The sequence below is a fragment of the Ignavibacteria bacterium genome, from assembly GCA_036262055.1.
In the GTDB taxonomy this organism is placed as follows: Bacteria; Bacteroidota; Ignavibacteria; order Tepidaquicellales; family Tepidaquicellaceae; genus DATAJP01.
The window spans coordinates 91,587-115,431 of sequence record DATAJP010000001.1; the positions used below are offsets into that span (position 1 = coordinate 91,587).

Annotated in this window: 30 protein-coding genes and 1 other RNA gene; 14 read left to right on the forward strand and 17 right to left on the reverse strand. The window is 35.4% G+C overall.

Going from position 1 to position 23,845, the window contains the following annotated elements:
- Nucleotides 1-6: 6 nt before the first annotated feature.
- Genes VHP32_00390 through VHP32_00405 form a run of 4 tightly spaced genes read right to left on the reverse strand, consistent with a single transcriptional unit; the run spans nucleotide 7 to nucleotide 3,142 of the window.
- On the reverse strand, nucleotides 7-783 hold the full coding sequence (locus VHP32_00390; protein ID HEX2786337.1) for an isoprenyl transferase: 777 nt from the start codon (nucleotides 781-783) through the stop codon (nucleotides 7-9).
- A gap of 6 nt (nucleotides 784-789) precedes the next feature.
- Entirely contained in the window at nucleotides 790-1,782 is a 993-nt protein-coding gene (gene trpS, locus VHP32_00395) for a tryptophan--tRNA ligase (GenBank protein HEX2786338.1), read from the reverse strand.
- 17 nt (nucleotides 1,783-1,799) lie between these two features.
- Nucleotides 1,800-2,816, reverse strand: coding sequence for a M42 family metallopeptidase (locus VHP32_00400; protein HEX2786339.1), 1,017 nt, complete (start codon nucleotides 2,814-2,816; stop codon nucleotides 1,800-1,802).
- Complete coding sequence (locus tag VHP32_00405; GenBank protein ID HEX2786340.1) at nucleotides 2,816-3,142, reverse strand: septum formation initiator family protein; 327 nt, start codon at nucleotides 3,140-3,142, stop codon at nucleotides 2,816-2,818. Before VHP32_00405 ends, VHP32_00400 begins: the two co-directional genes overlap by 1 nt.
- Before the next feature lie 185 nt (nucleotides 3,143-3,327).
- On the opposite strand from VHP32_00405, the gene VHP32_00410 reads away from it, so the two are divergent.
- Nucleotides 3,328-4,173, forward strand: coding sequence for a PHP domain-containing protein (locus VHP32_00410; GenBank protein ID HEX2786341.1), 846 nt, complete (start codon nucleotides 3,328-3,330; stop codon nucleotides 4,171-4,173).
- Nucleotides 4,174-4,177: 4 nt separating this feature from the next.
- The gene (ribH, locus tag VHP32_00415) at nucleotides 4,178-4,636 is read left to right on the forward strand and encodes a 6,7-dimethyl-8-ribityllumazine synthase (protein HEX2786342.1); all 459 of its coding nucleotides are present in this window, start codon (nucleotides 4,178-4,180) and stop codon (nucleotides 4,634-4,636) included.
- A 6-nt stretch (nucleotides 4,637-4,642) separates the two neighbouring features.
- On the opposite strand, the gene VHP32_00420 is transcribed toward ribH, so the two are convergent.
- Genes VHP32_00420 through VHP32_00440 form a run of 5 tightly spaced genes read right to left on the reverse strand, consistent with a single transcriptional unit; the run spans nucleotide 4,643 to nucleotide 7,695 of the window.
- On the reverse strand, nucleotides 4,643-5,101 hold the full coding sequence (locus VHP32_00420) for a hypothetical protein (GenBank protein ID HEX2786343.1): 459 nt from the start codon (nucleotides 5,099-5,101) through the stop codon (nucleotides 4,643-4,645).
- Nucleotides 5,102-5,887, reverse strand: a complete 786-nt coding sequence (locus VHP32_00425) for an inositol monophosphatase family protein (protein HEX2786344.1) — start codon at nucleotides 5,885-5,887, stop codon at nucleotides 5,102-5,104. It abuts the gene before it with no gap.
- 57 nt (nucleotides 5,888-5,944) lie between these two features.
- Complete coding sequence (locus tag VHP32_00430; GenBank protein ID HEX2786345.1) at nucleotides 5,945-6,709, reverse strand: MBL fold metallo-hydrolase; 765 nt, start codon at nucleotides 6,707-6,709, stop codon at nucleotides 5,945-5,947.
- 38 nt (nucleotides 6,710-6,747) lie between these two features.
- Complete coding sequence (locus VHP32_00435; GenBank protein HEX2786346.1) at nucleotides 6,748-7,068, reverse strand: hypothetical protein; 321 nt, start codon at nucleotides 7,066-7,068, stop codon at nucleotides 6,748-6,750.
- 27 nt (nucleotides 7,069-7,095) lie between these two features.
- Nucleotides 7,096-7,695: a hypothetical protein gene (locus VHP32_00440; GenBank protein ID HEX2786347.1), complete on the reverse strand. Its 600-nt coding sequence runs from the start codon at nucleotides 7,693-7,695 to the stop codon at nucleotides 7,096-7,098.
- Between the two features lie 211 nt (nucleotides 7,696-7,906).
- Here VHP32_00440 and apbC point away from each other — a divergent pair, with 211 nt between their 5' ends.
- From apbC to VHP32_00460, 4 genes are all read left to right on the forward strand, one after another.
- Nucleotides 7,907-8,995 carry an iron-sulfur cluster carrier protein ApbC gene (apbC, locus tag VHP32_00445; protein HEX2786348.1) on the forward strand — a complete coding sequence of 363 codons (1,089 nt, stop codon included), beginning with the start codon at nucleotides 7,907-7,909 and terminating at the stop codon, nucleotides 8,993-8,995.
- 61 nt (nucleotides 8,996-9,056) lie between these two features.
- Nucleotides 9,057-9,488, forward strand: a complete 432-nt coding sequence (locus VHP32_00450; protein ID HEX2786349.1) for a DUF4878 domain-containing protein — start codon at nucleotides 9,057-9,059, stop codon at nucleotides 9,486-9,488.
- 23 nt (nucleotides 9,489-9,511) lie between these two features.
- Complete coding sequence (locus VHP32_00455; GenBank protein ID HEX2786350.1) at nucleotides 9,512-9,748, forward strand: NifU family protein; 237 nt, start codon at nucleotides 9,512-9,514, stop codon at nucleotides 9,746-9,748.
- Nucleotides 9,749-10,265: 517 nt separating this feature from the next.
- Nucleotides 10,266-11,225, forward strand: a complete 960-nt coding sequence (locus VHP32_00460; protein ID HEX2786351.1) for a DUF6588 family protein — start codon at nucleotides 10,266-10,268, stop codon at nucleotides 11,223-11,225.
- Nucleotides 11,226-11,237: 12 nt separating this feature from the next.
- Here VHP32_00460 and VHP32_00465 read toward each other — a convergent pair whose 3' ends face one another.
- Nucleotides 11,238-11,936 carry a sugar phosphate nucleotidyltransferase gene (locus VHP32_00465; GenBank protein ID HEX2786352.1) on the reverse strand — a complete coding sequence of 233 codons (699 nt, stop codon included), beginning with the start codon at nucleotides 11,934-11,936 and terminating at the stop codon, nucleotides 11,238-11,240.
- 136 nt (nucleotides 11,937-12,072) lie between these two features.
- Here VHP32_00465 and nadA point away from each other — a divergent pair, with 136 nt between their 5' ends.
- Complete coding sequence (nadA, locus tag VHP32_00470) at nucleotides 12,073-13,035, forward strand: quinolinate synthase NadA (protein HEX2786353.1); 963 nt, start codon at nucleotides 12,073-12,075, stop codon at nucleotides 13,033-13,035.
- Between the two features lie 19 nt (nucleotides 13,036-13,054).
- On the opposite strand, the gene rnpB is transcribed toward nadA, so the two are convergent.
- The 6 genes from rnpB to VHP32_00500 form a co-directional block, all read right to left on the reverse strand.
- An RNA gene (gene rnpB, locus VHP32_00475) (RNase P RNA component class A) lies at nucleotides 13,055-13,448 on the reverse strand.
- 11 nt (nucleotides 13,449-13,459) lie between these two features.
- A complete protein-coding gene (locus tag VHP32_00480) occupies nucleotides 13,460-13,885 on the reverse strand; it encodes a ribonuclease HI family protein (protein ID HEX2786354.1) in 426 nt (141 codons plus the stop codon).
- Nucleotides 13,886-13,887: 2 nt separating this feature from the next.
- Entirely contained in the window at nucleotides 13,888-14,733 is an 846-nt protein-coding gene (locus VHP32_00485) for a C4-type zinc ribbon domain-containing protein (GenBank protein ID HEX2786355.1), read from the reverse strand.
- A 1-nt stretch (nucleotide 14,734) separates the two neighbouring features.
- The gene (locus VHP32_00490; GenBank protein HEX2786356.1) at nucleotides 14,735-15,394 is read right to left on the reverse strand and encodes a hypothetical protein; all 660 of its coding nucleotides are present in this window, start codon (nucleotides 15,392-15,394) and stop codon (nucleotides 14,735-14,737) included.
- Nucleotides 15,395-15,580: 186 nt separating this feature from the next.
- Nucleotides 15,581-16,534, reverse strand: a complete 954-nt coding sequence (locus tag VHP32_00495) for a methylenetetrahydrofolate reductase (protein ID HEX2786357.1) — start codon at nucleotides 16,532-16,534, stop codon at nucleotides 15,581-15,583.
- Nucleotides 16,535-16,557: 23 nt separating this feature from the next.
- Nucleotides 16,558-17,538: a hypothetical protein gene (locus VHP32_00500; GenBank protein HEX2786358.1), complete on the reverse strand. Its 981-nt coding sequence runs from the start codon at nucleotides 17,536-17,538 to the stop codon at nucleotides 16,558-16,560.
- 133 nt (nucleotides 17,539-17,671) lie between these two features.
- Here VHP32_00500 and arfB point away from each other — a divergent pair, with 133 nt between their 5' ends.
- Both arfB and pgeF read left to right on the forward strand, forming a co-directional pair.
- A complete protein-coding gene (gene arfB, locus VHP32_00505; GenBank protein HEX2786359.1) occupies nucleotides 17,672-18,091 on the forward strand; it encodes an alternative ribosome rescue aminoacyl-tRNA hydrolase ArfB in 420 nt (139 codons plus the stop codon).
- Entirely contained in the window at nucleotides 18,092-18,841 is a 750-nt protein-coding gene (gene pgeF / locus VHP32_00510; protein ID HEX2786360.1) for a peptidoglycan editing factor PgeF, read from the forward strand.
- A 95-nt stretch (nucleotides 18,842-18,936) separates the two neighbouring features.
- Here pgeF and VHP32_00515 read toward each other — a convergent pair whose 3' ends face one another.
- Entirely contained in the window at nucleotides 18,937-19,986 is a 1,050-nt protein-coding gene (locus VHP32_00515; GenBank protein ID HEX2786361.1) for a site-2 protease family protein, read from the reverse strand.
- Nucleotides 19,987-20,220: 234 nt separating this feature from the next.
- Between VHP32_00515 and VHP32_00520 the strand changes: the two genes are divergently transcribed.
- The 5 genes from VHP32_00520 (at nucleotide 20,221) to VHP32_00540 (ending at nucleotide 23,845) form a co-directional block, all read left to right on the forward strand.
- Nucleotides 20,221-21,162: a CPBP family intramembrane glutamic endopeptidase gene (locus tag VHP32_00520; protein HEX2786362.1), complete on the forward strand. Its 942-nt coding sequence runs from the start codon at nucleotides 20,221-20,223 to the stop codon at nucleotides 21,160-21,162.
- Complete coding sequence (locus VHP32_00525) at nucleotides 21,155-21,934, forward strand: phosphatidate cytidylyltransferase (protein HEX2786363.1); 780 nt, start codon at nucleotides 21,155-21,157, stop codon at nucleotides 21,932-21,934. The genes VHP32_00520 and VHP32_00525 overlap by 8 nt, the downstream gene beginning before the upstream one ends.
- Before the next feature lie 229 nt (nucleotides 21,935-22,163).
- Complete coding sequence (locus tag VHP32_00530; GenBank protein HEX2786364.1) at nucleotides 22,164-22,670, forward strand: hypothetical protein; 507 nt, start codon at nucleotides 22,164-22,166, stop codon at nucleotides 22,668-22,670.
- Complete coding sequence (locus tag VHP32_00535; GenBank protein HEX2786365.1) at nucleotides 22,670-23,218, forward strand: thioredoxin family protein; 549 nt, start codon at nucleotides 22,670-22,672, stop codon at nucleotides 23,216-23,218. Before VHP32_00530 ends, VHP32_00535 begins: the two co-directional genes overlap by 1 nt.
- 21 nt (nucleotides 23,219-23,239) lie before the next feature.
- Entirely contained in the window at nucleotides 23,240-23,845 is a 606-nt protein-coding gene (locus tag VHP32_00540) for a 2,3-bisphosphoglycerate-dependent phosphoglycerate mutase (protein ID HEX2786366.1), read from the forward strand.

The following is a 23,845-nucleotide window of genomic DNA, read 5'->3' on the forward strand; positions in this document are numbered from 1 at the left end:
TATAATTTATTTATTAATACTTTTTAAATCCTGAATTTGTTCACTTATCATACCGAATCTTCTCTCCCGCCGCTGATATTCTTTTATGGCTTTATAGAGGTAATCCCGCTTGAAATCAGGCCAATATATGTCTTCTATGTAAATTTCCGAATAAGCGGTCTGCCACAGCAAAAAATTGCTTATTCTGTAATCCCCGCCGGTTCTTATAAGTAAATCGGGGTCGGGAATTTCTGCAGTTTCAAGATATGATGAAAACAGCTTTTCATCTATGTCTTTAATGGGAATTTTATCGTTAAGAATTTTTTTAACGGTGTTAACGATTTCCCATCTTCCGCTATAATTCAATGCAAGATTAAGAACAAGACCTTGATTGTCTTTTGTCTTTTTCATGGAATCCTGAAGCTCGTTATAAACCTGTTCGGGAAGCTCTTTCAGGTTGCCCGTTGAAATTAATCTTACGCCATTTTTGTGCAAACGTTCTGTTTCTTTACGCAAAGTCTTAATTAAAAGCTTCATCAATAAAGTAACTTCATTCTTAGGTCTTCGCCAGTTTTCCGTTGAGAAAGTATAAACAGTTAAATATTTTACTCCGACCTGAGCACTTGCCTCGACGATATCGCGAACGGAATTAACACCTTCCTGATGTCCCAAGTAACGGGAATATCCTTTAGACTTTGCCCATCTGCCGTTGCCGTCCATTATGATGGCAATGTGTTTGGGAATCTCTCCGGATTTTTTTAAAGCTTCCTGTTTTTTGCTGTCTTCTTTTTCGTCTTTTGACAAAACTTGTTAATATATTAATCCTAACTTATCGTAAACTTCTTTGATTTTTTTGACTGCAATTTCATTTGCTTTTGCATTACCATCTTTAACTACTTCCATTAAATAATTTTCATCGTCGCGGTATTTTTTGAAATCTTTCTGGTATATGCTTAGTTTATTTGCAACTGCTTCACCAACATCGTTTTTGAATTTACCATAACCTGCATTTTCATATTCTTTTGCGATTTCTTCTATAGGTCTTTCAGTAAAGCCTGAGAAAATCACAAGCAGATTGCTGATAGCAGGTTTATTTTCTGCATCGAACTTAACAACGCTATCAGAATCCGTTACTGCGCGTTTGAATTTTTTCAAAACTGTTTCAGGTGAATCCTGCAATAAAACATAGCTGTCTTCTGCATCTTCGCTCTTGCTCATCTTCAAGTTCGGGTCTTTCAAGCTTTTTATCCTGCCGGTTACTTTTGAAACTGTTGCTTTTGGAATTTTAAAAGTTTCTCCGTAAAGATTATTAAATCTTGTTGCAATGTTCCGTGTAAGCTCAACGTGCTGCGCCTGGTCATCACCGACAGGAACCTCATCGGCATCATAAAGCAAAACATCACCCGCCATAAGAACAGGATATTCAAATAATCCTGCAAGCTGACCATCTTTGCCCTGTTTCTGCGACTTGTCTTTGAACTGAGTCATTTTATTCAACTCGCCGACAGTAACAAAGTTCGTTAGTATCCAGCAAATTTCGCTGTGCGCAGGAATCATTGACTGCATAAATATAATGGACTGCTTCGGGTCAACACCGAGTGTTAAAAGCCATGCCACTACATCAAGACTGCGTTTTTTTAAAGTTTCAGGGTCTTGCCGAACCGTTATTGCGTGAAGATTTGCAATGAAATATAAACATTCATTTGTATTCTGGTCATGCTCAACCCATCTTTTCATTGCGCCAAGATAGTTGCCTATTGTCATTTCACCTGAGGGTTTTATCCCTGAAACAATTCTCGTCATTGTTAAATAAAAATCAGTTAGTTATTGTAATTCAGAATGTAATAATAAGTAAGGTTGTAAGTATTTATCAGTCCATTCAAATGCGTTCTCTCAACACCGTGAGATGCCGAAACGCCGGGACCGATTAATCCGACTTTAACATCAATGCCTGCAAAAAGAGCTGCAGAGCCGTCAGAGCCGTAGTATGGATATATATCTATTACGTGATTTATGTTAAACTGCTTTGCTATTTTTATCAATTTATTTGTAACATCAAAGTCATAAGGTCCTGAAGAGTCTTTAGGACAAATTGAAACAGCATCTTCTTTTCCGTTGCATCCTTCACCAATGACAGCCATATCGAGCACAAGCATTTCTTTTATGGAATCGGGAATGCCGACTGCTGCACCATGTCCGACTTCTTCATAATTCGAAAAATAAAATGCAACATCACCTGTGTATTTATCTTTGCATAAAGCCTTTATCAATTCAATCATAACAGCAACGCAAGCTTTATCATCTAAGAAACGGCTTTTTATAAATCCGGATTTTGTATGCTCGAAACGGACATCATAAAAAACAAAATTTCCCGTGCCGATGTTATGACGTTTTATTTTCTCGGGAGTTTCAGCAAGCTCATCGAGACGTATTGCCATTGAGCTAAGCTCGCGTTTAGTATCACTGACGCTTTTGTTGACGTGAGCGGCAGGATTTTTCAATAAAAATGTTCCGCGGTAATGCTCACCGTTGTAGTTGCGGACTGTTACATACTCGCCCTCGAATGAATTCAAAGGGTATGAACCAAGTGTAGTAATTCCGAGTGTTCCATCGGTATTAACTTCCTTAACCATTGCTCCGAGAGTGTCGATGTGTCCTGCAATTACGAGCTCTGGGTTATCTGAAAACGACACAAGCAAAGAACCCTTATTTGTCATACCAATTTTTACCGGCAAATTTTTAAATTCATCTACCAGGTAGTTTATGATTTCTTTTGTATAACCTGTGGGGGAGTGTATTTTCAGAATTGTTTCTAACGTAGAGACTAATTCACTCATCAATTTTTCGTTGTATCCGCTATAATCTTGTAGATTGTTTCACCTTCTTTGGTTAACCCGTACTTTTCGCGGGCAACCTGTTCAATTTTAAAATCCGAAGTGTTTAAATCCTTTATTTCCTGCTGATATGCTTCATTTTTTTTCTGCTCGTCATTCAGAGCTTTTTCAAGCTGTGATTTTTCGCTGTTGGCTTCAAAACGTTGAATGAGTCCGTTATTACTGAAGACAAGCATGTAAAGTAGTAAAGAAAATATTATTATAAATAAGGTAAATAATTTGTTATATTTAATAAATCGCGCGATTTTTTTAAATATGCTTTCTTTCATATTCAGCGTATAAATATACTTATTTAAAATTTGTAATAAAATCAAAATAATTATCTATTTATTAGGAAATTAAACCAAAAATTTAACACAAAATCCACAAAATCACAAAATTAATAATAATTAAAAATTTGTTTTGTGTTTTTGCGGCTTTGTGTTATCCTTGTTTGGGTTGTGTCAAATTAAAAATGGACGTAGTTAATAAAAAAATTAAGGCTGACCTGCATACACATACGAACTTTTCAGACGGGATTTTGTCACCTGAAGAGCTCGTTGAGAAAGCATTAAAGAAGGGTATAAATATTCTAAGTATTACCGACCATGACAACATTTCTGCTATTGATAATGCTCTGAAAGCTGCCAAGAAGCGGGATTTGGAGATTATTCCGGGAATTGAGCTAAGTGCAGATTTTCAGGGTAAGGAAGTTCACATACTCGCGTATTTTATTGATTACAAAAACAAAATTTTAAAAGATTATTTAGAGAATTTTCGTGATATAAGGATAAACAGAATTAAAGAAATGCTGAAAATTCTAAATTCAGAAGGGATTGATTTAACTTATAATGATGTATTGAAGTCATCGGAAATAAATGGTAAGGCATCGATAGGAAGACCGCATCTTGCCAAAGCGCTTGTAAATGAAAAACACGTCAAGACAATCGGCGAGGCTTTTATGAAATATATCGGCGATGATAAACCCGCTTATGTGAAGAAACAGAATCCCACGTTAAAAGAAATTTTCAAATTAATTAACTCCATTGGCGGATTATCCTTTCTTGCGCATCCGGGCAGAACGTTCAGGGACGTTGAGCTGACAGAATTTTTGGATGCGGGGATGGATGGGATTGAAGTTTTGCATCCGTCGCATTCGAAGGATGATGCTAAATATTACTCCGGACTTGCATCGCAGTATTTTTTGCTTGAGAGCGGCGGGTCGGATTATCACGGGATCAGCTCGACAGATAATTTAAACTTTGGGAAGTATTGCATTCCTGCGAATTACATTATTAATATGAAGAGGAGATTATTTTAACTTAATGAGTAAGAAAAAATTAAAACTTGCGATTGTTTCGAGCAGTTATAATAAACCCATAGTTGATAATTTGATTATGGGAGCGCAAATTGCGCTGAAAGAAAACGGAATCAGCGCGGAGAAGATTGATTATTTTGCTGTGCCGGGTGCTTATGAAATTCCACTGGTCGTAAAAAAACTTTGCACATCGAAGAAGAAAAAATATGACGGGATAATTACACTTGGCTGTGTTATAAAAGGCGACACTGCGCATTTTGAATACGTTGCAAGTCCTGTTGCGTATAATCTGAATATTATTTCAACTGATAATAAAATGCCTTTGGGATTTGGCGTGCTGACGTGCTTCACTGCACAGCAGGCGTATGAGAGAAGCTTAGTTGATGATGCACAGATTAAAAATAATAAAGGTTATGAAGCTGCGATGACAGTGCTTGAGATGATTGAAGTGTTGAAGGAAATATAGATTAAATTATTCTCCTAATTCCTGACTAAACTTAAAATCATTATTAAAATAAACTTCTTCTGCATCAATTATCATTTTTGAATCATTCTGAAATTCTATAACTAAATCATTATTTGTTTCATTTATAGGTAAAAATTGACTCACAGTATAACTTTCTTCAATCGGTAACTCATTATCGCCCTCAATATTTTCAAAATTAGTAACAAATTTAAATTCTAATGAAATATATTTTTGTTCTAAATTGGGATTTATATCATTTCTAACAAAAAACTTTTCACTAAGTTTTGGAGCCATGTATTTTATAAAATATTCACTTGGATATATCCATATTAAAGTTAACTTCATTTTATCTTCATCATAAATGAATGTTAAAAACTCAGCAGTATTATGTAAATCATATATTTTATTGTTATAAATTATTTCAACATCAACATTTTCTAATGGTTGAAAATTTATATATTCCATTTAAATAATTTTATTTCCTTTTGCTTCCTGAATGTGTTTCAACATTTCGTCGTGAATAATTCCGTTTGTTGCGAGAATTTCTCTTCCATAGACAGAATATTTATTTCCGCCGAAATCGGTAACTTTACCACCTGCTTCTTCTAAAATTATTACACTTCCTGCGGTATCCCATGCATTGAGATTATATTCCCAGAAACCATCGAACCTTCCTGCAGCGAGCCAGCATATATCGAGCGCAGCCGAACCTAAGCGTCTGACAGGAATATCCATCAAAACAAATTTAGAAAAAATCGCGAGCGGGTTATTCGGGTTATCGCTTGTGTTATACGGAAAGCCGGTTACGAGCAGAGATTTTCTTACGTTATCGGTTTTGGAAACGCTAATTTTTTTATCGTTCAGAAATGCGCCTTTACCTTTTTCAGCAAAAAATAATTCGTTGCCCATAGGGTTATAAACAACTCCTAAGATTAACTCACCTTTGTGTTCAACACCGATTGACACACAGCACAAAGGAATTGAGTGCGCATAATTAATCGTGCCGTCTATTGGGTCTATTATCCATTTGTAATCTGAGTCCTGCGGAAGGTCGCCGCTTTCTTCGGTGAGAATGTAATGGTCTGGGTATTCGGAATGAATTATCTCAATTATTTTTTTCTCGGAAAGCTTATCGACTTCGGTAACTAAATTTGAAAGACGGTCTTTGCTTTCGATTTTGAAAGTGCCTTCAAAATTTTCTTTAACAATTTTTCCTGCTTCATGCGCAGCTTTGAGGAGTATGTTTTTCATTGTATCTAAGACTGGGATTCCCGCCTGCGCGGGAATGACAACCGGAAGTTGTAAAATTTATATTTCTAATGTTAAGCCGTCATAACCAAGCTCAACATTTTTTGGCAATGTCGGGTTTATTTCATCATATCGTATATCGTGCGTTGTATGAACCAAATAAGTTTTCTTTGCTCCGAGCTTTTGTGCAAGATCGCTTGCCTGTTCAATGTTAAAGTGCGTCGGGTGAGGAGCGCGGCGAAGCGCATTTAAAACCAATACGTCGAGTCCTTTCAATTTTTTCTGTTCAGTTTCGGAAATTTTACTTGCATCGGTAATGTATGCAAAATTGCCAATGCGGTAACCCATAATCGGCAGATTGCCGTGTATTACTTCAATTGGGATTATCTCAACATTGCGAATCTTGAACGGTTTGTTTTCAATTTTGTGCATGTGAACAAGCGGAACCGCCTGATGTCTTTGAAGTCCTTCATGAAAAACATACCTGAAAGTGATTTTAAGCTCATCGATGGTCAAGCTGTCGCCATATAAATCAATGTATTTATTGTATCTCTGGTTAATCTGCCGTAGGTCATCCATGCCGAGAATATGGTCAACGTGATGATGAGTATATAAAACTGCATCAAGGTCGAAGATGTGATTGTTCAGCATCTGCTGGCGGAAATCAATGGAAGTATCGATTAAAATTTTCAGCTTGTCAACTTCAACATATGCGGAAGTTCTTAGACGTTTATCTTTTGGATTGGTTGATATGCAGGTGTCGCATGTGCATCCGATTATGGGAACTCCCTGTGAAGTGCCCGTGCCTAATAAAATAATCTTCATAACATTTAACTGCGGTCAAAATTTATTTGAGCTTGCAGTTATTCTTCTGTCTCTCTTTCTATTATCTCTCTTATGTTGGGCTTAACGAATACTTCGTCTATTCCTATGAGTGAAAGATTTCTTGCGAGATAATTTATTTTTTTATCCTGTTCGAGATTTTTGTTCATAAGAAAAAGTTTTTTTTCTTTGAGCAGGCAAAACCCGCCTTTGAACATTCCTTTCTCTATGCGGACTTCGAATCCTATTTGCTCAAAAAGACTCATAAGCTCGTTAATAATATCTTCTTTTTTTTCATCTATGTCTTTTTTCTGAGCTTTTTTTATTACGCTTGCCAAATCTGTATATTTTTTATGAGACACAAAAATGTTGTGTCTCTACTTTTAAAATTAATTATCCTTTACTGCGAGGTCATCTTCTTCGTGAAATATGTAATTATATGAATGCAGTTTCTCTCTTAATTTTTCTTCTTCGAGTTCGCGATGAGATTTTTTCATAGGTTGAAAAACTGCAACTGCGATTATAAAATAGTAACTCATCAGTGCAATCCACGGAACGCCACGAAGAAGTCCGATGCGTTCACCGAATAGCTTTAATAATCCATCATGATTTGCGGGACGTTCATTAAACAAAAGCATAAATTTTATATCGAGAAAATGACTGTATATTTCAACGGGAACAAAAGCAAAAAACAAAATCGCGCACATTAACAGCCACGGATTTTCTTTAAGGTTAATTTTGCAATTTTTCAGAAATAAAATTGATGCGATGAGAGTGATAAAGTAAGCTGGAATTACGACCATTGAAGCATTGGAAATCATTTTGAAAATCACGTTCTCTTCATCGGGCGGAATACTTGTCCGGAAATTAAATTCATCAAAAAGCAGAAGCTCGTTTCCGATTAAGAAACGCACATTGACAGCTCCAAGCCAGAAGATTGCTCCGAGAACTAGAAGAAATAAATATGTTTTAGCTCTTTTGTTCAGCATTAGAATATTGGAAAATAGGGTATTTGGGGGAGAATTTAAATTCCTTTTGCGCACCTGTCATTCCAGTGAAAGCTGGAATCCATATGCGAAATGTTGACCCTGAATCAAGTGACCCGGAGGGTACCCCACGGGTGACAATGTTTTATTGAATTTAAATTAAGTTTTATAGAAAGTAACTTGTTAATAAATAAAACATAGAATTTTAATAAAAATGCCAACAGAACAAACGATAAAAGATATACTTTCAAGAGTTAATGAGCCGTTTTTAAATAAGGATTTTATTTCGCTGAATTTCATTAAGAGTGTTTCGATAAACGGGGACAAATTGAATCTCACATTGATGTTATCCGATAAAGATGAAAACGTAATTAAAGAATTGATGGAGAAAATTAAGCTTGAGTTTGCAAGAGGTGCATCAGATATAAAAAACGTGAATGTGAATTTTGAATATGGATTGCTTGAGCATAAGGATGCAAAAAAATCTTCTGTGATTCCGAATGTTAAAAATACGATTGCAGTTGCGTCAGGTAAAGGCGGAGTTGGGAAGTCAACTGCGGCGGTTAATCTTGCGGTGTCGCTTGCTGAGCTTGGTCTTAAAGTAGGGTTGATTGATGCGGATATTTATGGTCCGTCGATTCCGATGATGTTCGACATAAAAGAAAAACCAAAAATGACCGAAGTTGCAGGTAAAAGAAAGCTTGTGCCGATTAAAAAATACGGAGTTGAGGTTATGTCAATTGGATTTTTGATTGAGGGTGATTCTGCTGTTGTATGGAGAGGTCCGATGGCTTCAAGCGCGCTTAAACAGTTTATGAGTGATGTTTACTGGGATAAGCTTGATGTGCTGTTATTCGATATGCCGCCGGGAACGGGGGACATACAGCTTACATTAAGCCAGACGATTCCTTTGACAGGAGCGGTTGTTGTTACGACACCGCAGGAAATTTCGCTTATTGATGCGCGAAAAGGATTTCAGATGTTTCAAAAAGTTAATGTGCCGACACTTGGTATAATCGAGAATATGAGCTATTATAATTTGCCAGATGGGCAGCGTGATTATATTTTCGGAAGAGACGGCGGGAAAAAAATGTGCGAAGAAATCGGTGTGCCTTTGCTTGGACAAATTCCGATTAACAAAAAGGTCCGTGAGGGTGGTGATGCGGGAAAGCCGATTGTTTTATCTGAGCCGCAGTCTGAGGAAGCCGGTTCATTTTTAAACATTGCCAAAACACTGGTTAAAGAAGTTAACTTAAAAAATCTTAAAGCAAACGAGAAACCAAATCTTGAGATAATCGTTTAATTGTTAATATTGAAAAGTTATTTTTAATTTAATTCTTTTGATTTTTTGCATATATTGACGTATGATTTTGAAAAAATATTATATTTTTTTAATACTTTCCCTTATTATTGCGGCATGCGGCTCGGCAGGTGGTTCTGATTCTCCATCCAATGCAGTCAAAGATTTTGTTGTGGCAATTAAAGACGGCAACCCTGCAAAAGCATGGAGTTATTTGTCTGTAGAATCAAAAAAGATGTATGATGAACAGGCAAAGAACAGGAATGAAAGCGGTCAGGAATTTTTCGTTAAAGGAATGAAAGATTCAAAGTCGCTTGGCGTGCTTGGAACCGAATTTGACGTCGTGAATGAAGTAAAAGAAGGTGATAACAAGGCAACTATTACTGTGAAAACGTTTAAAGGACAGGAAACAAAACTGTATGCAATAAAGGAAGGCGGAACGTGGTATCTTGATTATGCAAGGTCCATTGAAGAAAGCCGAAAGCTTGTGGAATAAACAGAATAAAAGATAATATACAAATGTCAGATATAACAATTGAGCGTGTTGAAGAAGTTTTAACCAATGTCCGTCCTTATTTGCAGATGGACGGCGGTGATATTGAGTTAGTAAAAATTACCGAAGATAATATAATTGAAGTTCGCTTGACCGGTGCATGCGTCGGATGCGCGATGAGTCAGATGACTTTGAGAGCGGGAGTTGAGCGTGCCTTGATGCGGGAGTTTCCGGAACTGAAAAGAGTCGAAGCAGTAATGTAAAACATAAAAGGACAAACACAATGTTTGTTCTTTTATTACTGCGATTGAATGAAAGAAAATTATTTTTCAGCATCATTTTTTAATTTCACTGAAAGTATTTCCTCCTGAAGTTATCTCAAAAAATTAAATTAGACAAATTTTTATAACTATATTGTATATAATAAAGTTAGATATATGCTTCGTAATATAAGTGAATATGCAACGATGTTGATTTTTAAAATTATATTGATTAGGTTTTAAACAGAATCGTAATATGCTCTATTGTTGGAGAATAGACCAATAAGCATATCCTAAAAAACATTGATAAATAAAATTTCAAATTAGCTTTTGCTGATTTTTAATGCAAAATTTTATTTAAAATTATTTGCATACAAATTGCTCTTATTATAATAAAAGTGGATTAGTTATTAAAAAGCAAAGAAGCCGCAGTTGAGGAACGCGGCTTTTTTGTTTTATGTATGAAATGTATGAAATTTTATTAACGTAAAAAGCATTTTATAAATATATGAAAAAAATAATGAGAAAATTAATTTTTGTTTTTATAATAGCAGTTATACTTTTCCCTTATAAGCTAAGAGCCCAGACAGAAGAATTATTGGGAAACAAACTTAGAAATGTTGTTCAGGCATATGCAGCAGCGTATTTAAAGCCTGTTAATAAAGCTTTAGGTGTTACACTTAATTCGGGAATGTATACCAACACAAAAGCATCGAATCTTGAAAATCCAATTCAGTTCAGGTTTTATGCAGGATTGAAAGCATTTGGTTTTTTTGTAAAGGATGAGGACAAAAAATTTAATTTAAGATATGTTGATACGGTGACACAGGGAGGCATTTCAACTCCGTTTGAGTTTACGACGACAAATGCACCCACATTTTTTGGTGTCAGAGATGCCGGCGTTGCAACTTATAGGGATAATTCAGGCATTCAACAATCACAGCAAACAATCGGAGGAATTTACCGTTCTGATGTTGCTCCGTTTGTACTGCTTCATCTTGAAGCGGGTTCTATTTATGGAACTGACGTTATGCTGAGATTTCTGCCTAAAGTTAAATTGGGAAAACTTGAAGATATAAGTGTTATAGGTTTTGGAATTAAACATAATGTTTCTCAATATCTTAAAACATTACCTGTTGATGTGACTGTTCAGTTTGCTCTGCAGAAAGTTGAACTGAATTCAGATAACATAAATATTGTTGATTCAGATGCAAAGGTATTTAATCTCACGGTTGCGAAGCGTTTTCTTTTTGTTGATTTATATGCAGGCGTTCAATACGATAATCTTTCAACTAAAATAAAATACAATTATCTGACATCGAATAATGTGCTTGTCCCGGTTGAATTTGAAATGGATAAAATAAATAATACGACTGGTATATTAGGTGCGGCTTTCCATCTTGGAGGAGTTTATGTAAACCTCGATGGTAATTTCGGAAAGAATATGGTACTAACTGCAGGAATCGGTTATGCCTATTAATTCAATAAATACTTAAACAAGGTCTTCTATTTTTCCCAAGTCTTTGAAACTGCTGTTTCCTGCATCAAACCCTTTTATTTTTTCACCTTCTTTGGAAAGCTTGATGTACATTTCGATAATATCTTTAAACTCAACTTTTATTTCTTTATCAAATATACGGGGTGAAATTATATGAATGCCATTGAAAGCAAAAATGAAAGCATTAGGGTCAGTTCCGTCAGGTTTTAATCCGGTTTCAGACCACTTGGCGCGCTTTAATAAATTCATATTTTCATCAAATCCCAGATAACGAGATGTTTTCCTTTTTTGAACAAGAAGCATTGCAAGAGGTTTTTCTTTTTCCCACTCTTCCCGCATAAGATTTAAATCAAAATCAGTATCAATATCTGCGTTAATTACCCAGAAGTAATCGGAGTTTTTCAAATATTCTTCCACGTTTAAAATTCCACCGCCTGTTCCGAGAATTTTATCTTCGCTTACGAGAATAATTTTTACGCCGAAGTTGTTTTCATTGAAAAAACTTTCCATCTTGCCGGCGAAATGGTGCGCATTAACAATAATTTCATCGACTCCCAATTTTTTAAGCCGTTCAATCTGATGGACTACCATTGGTTTGCCCTTGTACTCGACAAGCGCTTTGGGGATGTTATCAGTTAAAGGTTTCAGGCGTGTTCCGAATCCTGCACCTAAAATCATTCCTTTTTGTTTCATATTTTGTTGAAGAATTTATTAATTTAATTCTGGAAACAAAATTTTGAATTCATTCTTCCCCCAATTTAGAGAATCCAAAATATGAGTTTATTTACTAAAATAATATTTTTAAAATTAATAATTACAGTAATAATTAATGATTGAACCAGAACCGGAAATAGAAACAAAGGTTGACCCGAAACTGAATCTTCGCGAAGAAATTTTACGATTAAAGAAAAAGCTTAATGCAGTTATTCTTGCGCATTATTACCAGGAATCGGAAATTCAGGACTTAGCTGACTTCATCGGCGACAGTTTACAGCTTGCGCAGAATGCAGAAAAGACAAATGCAGATGTAATTGTATTTGCAGGAGTTCATTTTATGGCTGAAACTGCAAAGATTTTGAATCCAAAAAAACTTGTGCTTCTGCCTGATTTAAATGCAGGATGCTCACTTGCAGAGGGTTGTCCCGCTGATTTGCTTTTGAAGTTCAAGCAAAAATATCCCGGGCATGTTTTGATAAGTTATATAAACTGCTCGGCAGATGTGAAGGCAATTTCGGACATAATCTGCACTTCATCGAATGCAGTGAAAATTGTAGAGCAGATTCCAAAAACACAGGGGATTATTTTTGCTCCCGATAAAAATCTTGGTAGATACATAATGAAAAAAACCGGTCGGGATATGATTCTATGGCAAGGTGCGTGTATTGTTCATGAAACATTCAGCGACAGAAAAATTTTTGAATTAAAGCAGAAACATCCTAATGCAAAAGTTATTGCTCATCCCGAATGCGAGGAACATATTTTGAAGAAAGCTGATTTCATCGGTTCGACAAGCGCGTTATTGAATTATGTTATTAACGACAACGGAAAAGAATACATAGTGGCAACAGAGCCGGGCATAATTCATCAAATGGAATTAAAAGCACCGGGTAAAATTTATATTCCTGCACCTCCTGAATCAAGCTGCGCATGCAATGAATGTCCTTATATGAAATTGAATACTCTGGAAAAATTATATTTGTGTATGAGGGATAAAAAACCTGAAATAATCCTGAATGAAGAAATAAGGAAGAATGCTTATAAGTCTTTGAAGAGAATGCTTGAGATGAGTTAAATATCAGAAAAGAAAAAAATCCCATCCCTCTGCATAAGCCGGATTCTGTTTCCTGTTTTCACAAGATGACAATCATTTATCTTAGTCTTGCATTACTGCAATACATTTTGCGACCTACCCTGGAAGCCGCATATAAGCGAGCAGCGCCTTTAAGCTTCCTTTACTTGGTCTCGCTCCGGATGAGGTTTGTCAATCCCGGAAATTGCGTTCCGGATGGTAGGCTTTTACCCTGCCGTTTCACCTTTATCACGTCTACAAAGTGACGTGATAGTTTACTTTTCTGTGACACTTTCTGCGGCAAATTCTTAAGAACTTTACCGCCCGGGATATCATCCCGGCATCCCCGCTCTAATGGAGTCCGGACTTTCCTCACTTTCCGTCTTGCGGAATAGCGCGATTGTCTGCAATGGAATGGGATATTAAATTAAAGAACTGTATTAAAATTTTTTATTGCTTCGTTGGCTAATTTATCTGCTATCTTGTTTTCAGTTCGGGGTATATAATTTATAGTGTATATAATATTTAATCCGGAAAGTATGCTTTTTGTTTCAGTATGAAGCAAATTTAGCTTTGAATCACGGACTTTATATTGACCGTTTATCTGTTTTACAAGCAATTCACTGTCAGCAAAAAACTCAATTTTTTTTATTCTGTCAGCCTGATTTAAGGATTTTATCAGTTCCAAACTTTTTATAAATGCGGAATACTCTGCGACATTATTTGTAGTTTCTCCGATATATTCGCTATGAGTTAAAAGCTCTTCATCTGTATCATTCGTTATCAGGATACCAATTCCTGATTTGCCCGGATTTCCTTTTGACGCGCCGTCGGTGAAAACTTTAATCGTCAATCTTAATTATTAGTAATATATTTTTCGTCAATGAGAATTCTGCCGCATGCCTGACATGTGAATAATTTTTCTGCTGCACGAATTTCAATTGCGCGCTGCGGAGGAATTGAGTTATAGCATCCGCTGCAGTTTCCTCTTCGGACAACAGAAACAGCTTCGCCGCGAAGAGTATTATTAATTCTGCTGTACAGGTTTCGCAAATCTTCTTCAAGCCGGACCATCAGGTTATCTTTTTTATGGGTAAGCTCTGCTTCTTCCTGCTCGAATTCCTCGTTAAGATTACTGAGCTTTGCCTCATTTGCTTCGAGTTCGGTTTTCAATTCAGTCATTTCACGTTCGGCAGCTTCAATATCTCTTTTAAGAATTTCAGTTATGTCAGCAAGTTCTTTAATGCGCTTCTGATTTTTATCGATTATTTCAATTGAAGCATCGATTGATTTCATTATTGCATCATATTCCTTGTTTGACTTTGCGCTGTATTTTTGCTCGTCGTATTTCTTAACTTTTGCTTCTGTCTTTGTTATCTGCTTTGTAAGAGTTGCTTCCTCTTCCTGAAGTTTTTTGAGTTCGGCTTTTTTACCCGATATATCATTTTCAAACTCAAATAGATTGTTTTTCTGCTCGATAATAATATCAGGCAGGTCTCCCTTCTCATCATTGATGTCCTTTAAGTCGCCGTCTATTCTGCAAAGTTCATATAAGATGCGAAGCTCTTCTTCGATTTTGGGTTTGTTTTCAGTATCATTGAATTCGAAGTATTCAAGAACCCGTGATGAACCTGTATCAGGAACCTGCGGATTATCAATTCCGCTTGTTTCAGGGTTATCGTTAATGTTATTTTCAGTCATATTATGTTTTTACGATTTTAATATTTTTTTCCGATTGAAATAAAGATGTTTTTATTTTTAACTGCTTTAATTTTTTTAAGTCTTCTTCGTTAAACTCACGGGCGAAAACTGCAACTTTATTTATTTTATCTTTAAAAATTCCCCCGGGTTTCATTGAGCCGTCTATCGACGGATTAATTTTTGAAATCAGTTCTTTGCTGTTAATATTTTTCTTTAAATGAACATATACTCCATCGGTCTTATTTGTGCGTTTTGTGAAATCATATATTTCGTATGCAATTTCCTCATAAGGATGAGAATCATTCAAAGCATCCACTACTATATTTAAACTATCCGAACCGCATTCAAGTTCTAATTTCACTTCCTTTGCATATTCGAGCTTTCCGCTTTTCCCCGCAAATGGTTTTGCATTTTTTTGAGGCATGTATGTCCCGGTTCCGGGAGTTCTGAAAGAACAATGTGTATAATTTCCGATTATTCCCGCACCTGCATCACACATTTCATTAAAAACTTTTTCAACGTAGTTCTCGGGAACAAAGACAATTATTTTTTTTCGTTTCTCAAAATAAAAATCTATTATTTCAATCTTGCTTATATTTTTATCAGGAAAAATTTTTTGCAATATCTTTTTTTCAGATAAAAATATTTTTTTATTTTTCATTTTTATTTTTCATCAGTCATTCCATATAACATGCTTAAAAAATTGCACAAAAAAAAAGGGGCTTTAATCAAGCCCCTTTTTTAAAATTTGAGTTATTATTTAAACTAATTCTTTTATAAAACTTTTCGGGATATTTTAAAATCATACTTAATAAATATAAAAACAACCCTTTATATATTCAAGGCATTATAATTTAAGCTTATTGAGCAGCTTTTTAACGGGTTTTATGTTTTGCATAACATAAAAATGAATGGATGGCGCGCCTTTTTCAAGAAGCTCAATGCATTGTTTATAAGACCATTCAGCGCCGACGTCCACAACATGCTCGGGTTTTGCACGCTCGATTTCGTCCGACAGCTCCGTCGGAATTTCGATATAAAAATTCGCAGGAATGGTTGTAAGATTTTTTTTAGTCGAGAGAACTTTTAATCCCGGGATAATCGGAACGTTTATACCTTCGTCACGGCAAAGTTTCACGAAATCAAAATAGTGCTGATTGTTATAAAACATCTGCGTAACAATATAATCTGCACCCATATCGATTTTTTGTTTCAAAGTTTTCAAATCGGCTCTGAGATTAGGCGCTTCAAAATGTTTTTCCGGGTATGCGCCGACTCCGATGCAAAAGTTAGTCGGACTTGCGTTAAGCAAATCTTCATCAAGATATTTTCCTGAGTTCATGTCTTTGATTTGCTGAACCAAATCACAGGCATAATCATTGGTAGTTCTTCCGGTTGAAATAGGTTTTCTGTAACCGTTGTCATCACCGCGGACGGCTAATACATTTTCGATGCCGAGGTAATTAAGTTCGATTAAAGCATCTTCGGTTTCTTCTTTTGTAAAGCCCCGGCAAAGAATATGGGGAACGGTATCTATGTTAAATTTATTTTTTATTGCAACGCTGATGCCTATTGTTCCGGGTTTTTTCCTTTTTACTTTTTTGCGAATTTCACCCGTTGGGGTTTCTTCGTACTGGACTTCAGCGGCATGTGAAGTAATATCGATGAAGGGAGGATTATATGGCAGAAGCTCTTCTACAATGCTGAAGATTTTTCCGATATCACCGCCTCTTGAAAGGGGAATCAACTCAAAACTTATGAAAGGGTTTTTGGCTCTTCCTAAATGTTCTATTACTTTCATCTATTCTTTATTGGTTCGTCACATTATCTTAAAACATTCGGATATGCGTTAAGCCCGACGTCTGCAATCATGTTAATTTTACCGGTGTTTATATTTACAACCCCGATTTGAGATTGGTCGTTATAATTTGCATCAAAAATAATCAGATTATTATCTACCCATTCGAATCTTCCGACATCACCGCCGTTAACGTTTATCTGCTTTACGTTCGAGCCGTCATTATTCATTAAATACAAATCAACGTCATCACCGGTTACAACCGTGAATGCAATTTTTGATGCATCAGGTGAAAACTGCGGCTGATTAGCGCTTGACATTCCTTTTGTAAGCGCTATTTCCGAACCGTCTTTATAAAGATAAATTGTTCCTTTAAGGTTCATATCGAAACTTGCATAGGCAATCATTTTCCCATCACTGGAAATATCCGGTTCGAGATTGGCGTCTTTGTTTGAGCTTATTCTTACACCGTTCATCGAAGTTGAATCTTCAAGGTCGGTGATGTAAATATTTTTTTGTCCTCCACCGAATGCAGAATAAACAAGTGTTCTTCCGTCTGCAGCAAGGGTTGCCATTGTGCTGTAATCATCCATCGAGATAAGATAAGCATCAGCATCGGTCGGTGCCATCATGTAAAGAGTTGTCATTCCTTCGTGCTCGCCTGAAAAAATTATATACTCGCCATTAGCAGAAAAAATCGGGTTAAAGCCTTTAAACACGAACATCGGATAGCTAACAGTAGCTGCATTTATATCAGCAATATAGTACATATCGAGCAAATCGGTCTGAAATACCACGCTGTTGCCGTCAGGTGAAAATTTCGGAAACATGCAGTTGCTTGATAAATCCGTTAATTGTTTTTTGTCCGTACCGTCAATGTTCATTGTAAATATCTGAAGCAATTGTGACGGGTTATTTGTGCTGGAATAAACAACTTTTTGTGCATTTGCCTGAGCAAAAATTAAACTGCTTAATAAAACTAAGGTTACTGCTAAAATTCTTTTCATTATTGTTTTAACTTTCTTTAAGTATTATTTAAGGTTTAAGGATTTGTTATTTTATATAAGAAATTCCCGGTAAAAGTTTCATAAGATTACAAGCTATTAATAATAAATTATAAATTAAATTTAAAAAATTTTCTTGTCAGAGAAAGAATTTAAAGAACGGCTTCAGGCAGAATCCATAATTCAGGCAGTCCGCTCAGGAGGAAAAGGCGGTCAGAACGTAAATAAAGTTTCTACTAAAGTAGAATTATTGTTTAATATCAGCTTATCAGTGATTTTTAATGAAGAGCAGAAGCTGGTTTTGCTGGGAAAGCTTCAGAATAAAATAAACTCAGAGGGATACATAAGAATTATATCGCAAAAGACCCGCTCGCAGCTCAAAAACAAAGAAGATGCGGTTGATAAATTATATAATATGCTTAGCAATGCGCTTATACCTGAAAAGAAGCGAGTAAAAACGAAACCGTCTCAAACCGCAAAGTTAAACCGGCTTGAATCAAAAAAGAAACACAGCCAGAAAAAACAAACAAGAGGAAGAAAGGATTTTGAAGATTAATTGGAAATCATAAAACCAAAAATATTTTCACAGTTTAAGAATCTTGTTTTTGGGTTCTCAACCATTAAAGGAGGCGTAAGTCCTTCTCCTTATAATCTGAATCTTGGTCTATCTGTCGGGGATAAAAAGGAGAATGTTGAAAAAAACCGGATATTATTTTTTGATGAACTGAACATTACGGCAGACAGAGTTAATTATCAGAAACAGATTCATTCAGATATCGTAAAGAAAATAGATAAACCCGGATTTGCCGGCGAGTGCGATGCAACGTTCACGGATAAGAAAAATATTTTTTTAACCGTAAGTGTTGCTGATTGCGTGTCGGTGTTTTTGTATGAACCAAATCATAATATTATAGCAGGGATACATTCGGGATGGAAAGGGACTTCACTCAATATTGTTGGAAAAGCAATCAGTGAAATTAAATCTTCTTTTAATTCACAAATTCACGATTTCACATTTCACTGTTATATTGCTCCGTGCATTTCACAGGGAAAGTTTGAGGTTGATAAAGACGTTGCGGATTTATTTCCGGAAGAATATGTAAAGTATGATAAAGAAAAAAATAAGTATTTTCCTGATTTGAAAGGAATTGTTTTAGCTCAATTGATTGGAGGCGGAGTTAAAAAAGAAAACATTGAGGCATCGGAGCTTTGCACGTTTTCCGAACCCGGGCTGCTGCATTCATATAGAAGAGACAGAGATAAATCAGGAAGAATGTATGGAGTGATAGGGACAATTGACAATTAGCAATGTGCAATTAACAATTATTAATGAATAATGGCAATGAATAATGATGTGTTGATTATGAAATTGTTCTTTGTTAATTGTAAATTGTTAATTGATTATGTAAGCGGGACGGGACAAAAACTTACTATAAATATAAAATAAGAAAACCAACCGAGTAAAACACGGGTTGTTCCGAGCGGAGCATTGAAATCCTGAACAATCGGGGGATGTATGATTTTAATTACGAAATAAATCAGTAAAGCCCATATTAACCATCCCACGGAACCAATTGAGATATCAAATCCAAGCGGGGGCAGCACTCCTAATGCCTGAAGTAAGTCGGGCAATCCAAGCAATCCGAAAAAGACAAGCAATCCAAATGTTATGTAAGCAACAAACTTGCTTTTGCTGCCGAACATAGCGTATGAAATATGACCTCCGTCAAGCTGTCCGACGGGAAGCATATTAAGTGCAGTGATTAACAAACCAAACCATCCTGCACACAAAAACGGATAGTGATAAACTTCATTCATCGGGGGCATAAAGACTGTTGGTGAAGAGGTAAAGATTTTTTCGAATGACCAGAATAGAATATTATAACCGAATGAAAAATTTCCGGAAGTCGGAATTCCTGTGGTTCTGTATTCGGGATGAATCTGATAAATATATTCAATGCCTGGTAACGTTGTGAAGCCTATTATTAAAACAATAATCGTGACTACAAATCCCGCTATGGGACCTGCAACAGCCATGTCAAACAATGCTTTGCGCGAACGAATCATTGATTTAATTCTTATGACAGCACCCATTGTCCCGAAGGGATTGAATTCAATGAATGGGAATGGAATGTAAAATGGAAGTGTAACATCTATCTTGTGGATTCTTGCGGCAATATAATGTCCGAATTCATGAGCGGTAATTATGCTCATAATGAGAACCGCATATAAAAGTCCTTTGGATAAATTAGAGAGCTCATATGGGCTCACGTTTGCCCATGCGGTTCCTGCAAACATTAAAGAAAAAAAAGTTGTAACAAAAAGCAAAATGTGAAGCCAATATTTCGGTTTGGAGCGTATGAAAGCATTATCTTCACGCGTGAAGAAAAGCTCCATCTTTTTTTCGGGATTCAGTTCGTGATTCTGTTCATGATTGTGGTCAGGGCTCATAAACAAAATTTGTTTAAATAATTTTGTTTATCAATTTAATAAGGGTTGCTTATATCCATCATCATATTTGAATATAACAAATTAATCTATAATCATATTAGCTTAGATTCCCGCCTTCGCGGGAATGACATAATAAGGTAGTTGAGAATTGAATTAACTTTAAAAAGAGGTTCATTTTGACAATCTTAACGAAATGTTAACATTGTTAATAATTATATAATAATATAGAAATATTTGGAAGAGAATTTTCAGCATCAGGAAATAAAAGTTAAGCAAGCGCCGTTAGCAAATCTTAATCCTATATTTTTTATAATACTGACTTTTTTTGTTGTGTTTATCACATACGTTGTGATTGGAGGGGTTTTAAGTGCTTTAATATCGGGCGGTGACTTAACCGAAATTAAGGATTTACAACTTACAAGGTTAACAATCCCGTTCACACAGTTTATGTTTCTTTTTCTTCCGGCAATAGCATTAAGTTATTTACAGGGAAATGAGTTTAAAATTTTTTTCCGGTTGAATGCACCGAAAAAAGATGTTTTTGTATACAGCCTAATTGGAATTGCTTGTATTCAGCCGACTTTACCTCTTTATGTGATGGTTCAAGATAAAGTTTTGTCTTCCATTCCCGGTATAAATAAGGTTTATTATGTTGTAAAGGATTTATATGAAAGCATTGATAAGTATATGCTTAATATTGTTTCGTCATATTCCATTAGTGAACTGTTGTTGGTAATTTTTATTATTGCAGTTACTCCTGCAATCTGTGAAGAATTTTTATTCCGTGGACTTATTCTGAAAAATCTTGAGAGAATAGCTTCAAAAGCAGTTTCTATTATAATATGCGGTATTTTGTTCGGACTTTTTCATTTTCAGCTACTGAATGCAATTCCATTAATAGTATTGGGAATTTATTTGTCATTAGTTGTTATCTGCACGAATAGTTTATACACGGCGATAATATGCCATTTTATATCAAATTGTTTTGCGGCATTGCAAGTATATATATACGGCAGAGAAAATTTTACGGGTGATTTTACGACGGATGAAACAACAACGACCATTTTATTGGGTATACCTTCATTAATTTTATCGTGTATTTGTATTTATTTTATAATAAAGTTTCGTTACAAAAAACCATTAATTATTCAGGAATCAACAGAAAACCTTGTCTAATACATTAACAAGAGTAATCGTCGGCATTATAGCAATTCCCATTTTTCTTTTTATAATTTATCAGGGTGGAATTTATTTTTTTATTTTATCGCTTTTGATTTCGGGAATTGCATTATGGGAATTTTATTCAATGTTCCAGCTGAAGGGATATAACGTATTTAAGTTTACAATGATTGGCGTATCATTGTGCTCGATGATACTTTATTATTATAATGGTATTCCTGTGTATTATTTTTTCATACTTATAGTTTTTTTATCAATTGTTTTTGAAATATTGAGAGGCAAAGGATTAAACCCATTCAATGTATTTATATCTCTATTTGGGTTCAGTTATATCGCTCTTCCGTTTATGTTCATGAATGTTATAGTGAACACTCCGGGTTTTAATTATTTAATTTTTATAATCATTCTCGTCTGGGTATGTGATACGTTTGCTTATTTCGGCGGGAAAATGTTTGGCAAACATCAGCTTTCCTCAATCAGTCCGAAAAAAACGATTGAAGGTTCGGTGATTGGATTTATCTTTACCATAATTTTTGCTCTCATTTTTTATTTTGCAGCTCCTGAAGTGACATTTATGAAAGCATTGATAATTGGGATTTTAGTAGGGATATTTTCCCAGGTGGGTGATTTGTTTGAATCGCTTTTGAAACGATATTGCGGGGTTAAGGATTCGTCGCATATTATACCGGGACATGGGGGCGTTCTGGACAGGTTTGATTCTTTAATTTTTATTATTCCCATAATATATTTATATGTTAATTTATTATAAATAAATTTGTATCAGTTCAGCAGATTTTAGTAATTAAATGTTTTGTGTTTTGATTTATTTTTGTTATTTTTAATTTATGGGTGCGCTATGTTTTTTCTGAAACATTGCAAGTCAAACCATAGTAGAATGAAATATTAATAAACTTGAAATATTTTTTTATAATTTTATCTTTGTAGAAAGAGGTAAATATTGACAAACTATTACGATTACCAATAAAGAAATTTTTCTAATGGCTAACAAAAAGAAAGAAACAAAAGCTTCAAAAAAAGAGGAAAACAAAAAAAAGAAGGGCAAGTCTGAGGATACAGATGAGGAATCTTTTAACCTGATTGATGACGACTATGAGGAAGATACATTTGTCGAAGAAGTCGATGAGGACGAAGAAGAGGAAGAATTTAAGCACTTTGTAGAGGAACACGACAAAGAATATAAAGATGCAAAAGTCGTCAAGGTCTTCGACAAGATAGGGAAGCCAAAATTCAAGAAAACAAATGAGCTTGATTCAGAAAAACTGAAAGATGAATACAAAAAGCTCATCTGCCTTCTTGATGATAAAAACATAATCATTCATTTTCAGAATGATTACCCTGTCAGTGAAAAATACCGTTTCATTACCGAGGAAGTATTCAATCAGGACATGGAAGATTTGAAAAAAGGCAACAATCACGTTAAGTTTATTTACGAAGATTTTCATCCCGAGATGATTGAAGAGGATGAGGATGAAGAAACCTTTTAATGGCACTCCGATACAGCAATCTTAATAATCTTGGCTCTCCGATTATTGATTTTTCTCTTAAGGGAACTGACGGGAATATTTATTCACTATCCGATTTCACGAATAAGAATGTCATCATTATTGCATTCATCTGCAATCATTGTCCGTATGTGAAAGCGGTTGTAAAACGCCTGTCAGAGCTTCAGAAGAAATATGCAGGCAAAGGAGTCCAGCTGATTGCAATAAATCCCAACGACCCGGCAATCTATCCTGAAGATTCTTTTGATAAGATGATTGAGTTTGCAAGGAAGCACGACTTCACTTTTCCTTATCTTGTCGATGATACTCAGGAAACTGCAAAGAAGTATGATGCAATATGCACTCCTGATATTTATGTGTATGATAAAGAACGCAGGTTAAAATACCGCGGAAGGCTTGATGATAACTGGAAAGAAGAAGAGAAAGTAATGGAGCGCGATTTAGAGAAAGCAATAAATTATCTTCTTGAGGGAAAAGAAATCGATTTCGAACAAGTGCCTTCGATGGGTTGTTCGATTAAATGGAAATAATTTTAAAAAATTAAATAACATATGCCAAATCTTGTAATAGTCCGTCACGGACAGTCGCAATGGAATCTTGAAAATAAATTCACCGGGTGGATTGACATTGACCTTTCGCCAAAGGGTATTGAAGAAGCTAATAAAGCGAGCGAGAGATTGAAGGATTATAAATTCGATGTTGCTTATACGTCGGATTTAGTGCGCGCACAAAGAACGCTCGACATAATTCTGAAAAATATTAATCAGGACAATATTCCCATTTCCAAAGATAAGGCTCTTAATGAAAGAATGTATGGTGATTTGCAGGGACTTAACAAAGACGAGACCAGACAAAAATTCGGTGATGAGCAGGTGAAAATCTGGAGAAGAAGCTATGACATCGCTCCTCCAAACGGGGAGAGTCTGAAAGACACTGCAGCAAGGGTTATTCCTTATTATGAAAAATACATTAAACCAGATTTGCTGGCGGGGAGAAATGTAATTATATCCGCACACGGCAACAGCTTGCGGGCATTGATGATGTATCTTGAAAATATGTCGAAAGAAAAAATTCTTGAAACTGAAATCCCGACGGGACACCCGATTTTATACAAGCTTGATGATAAATTAAACATTCTTGAGAAAAAAGAATTGTAA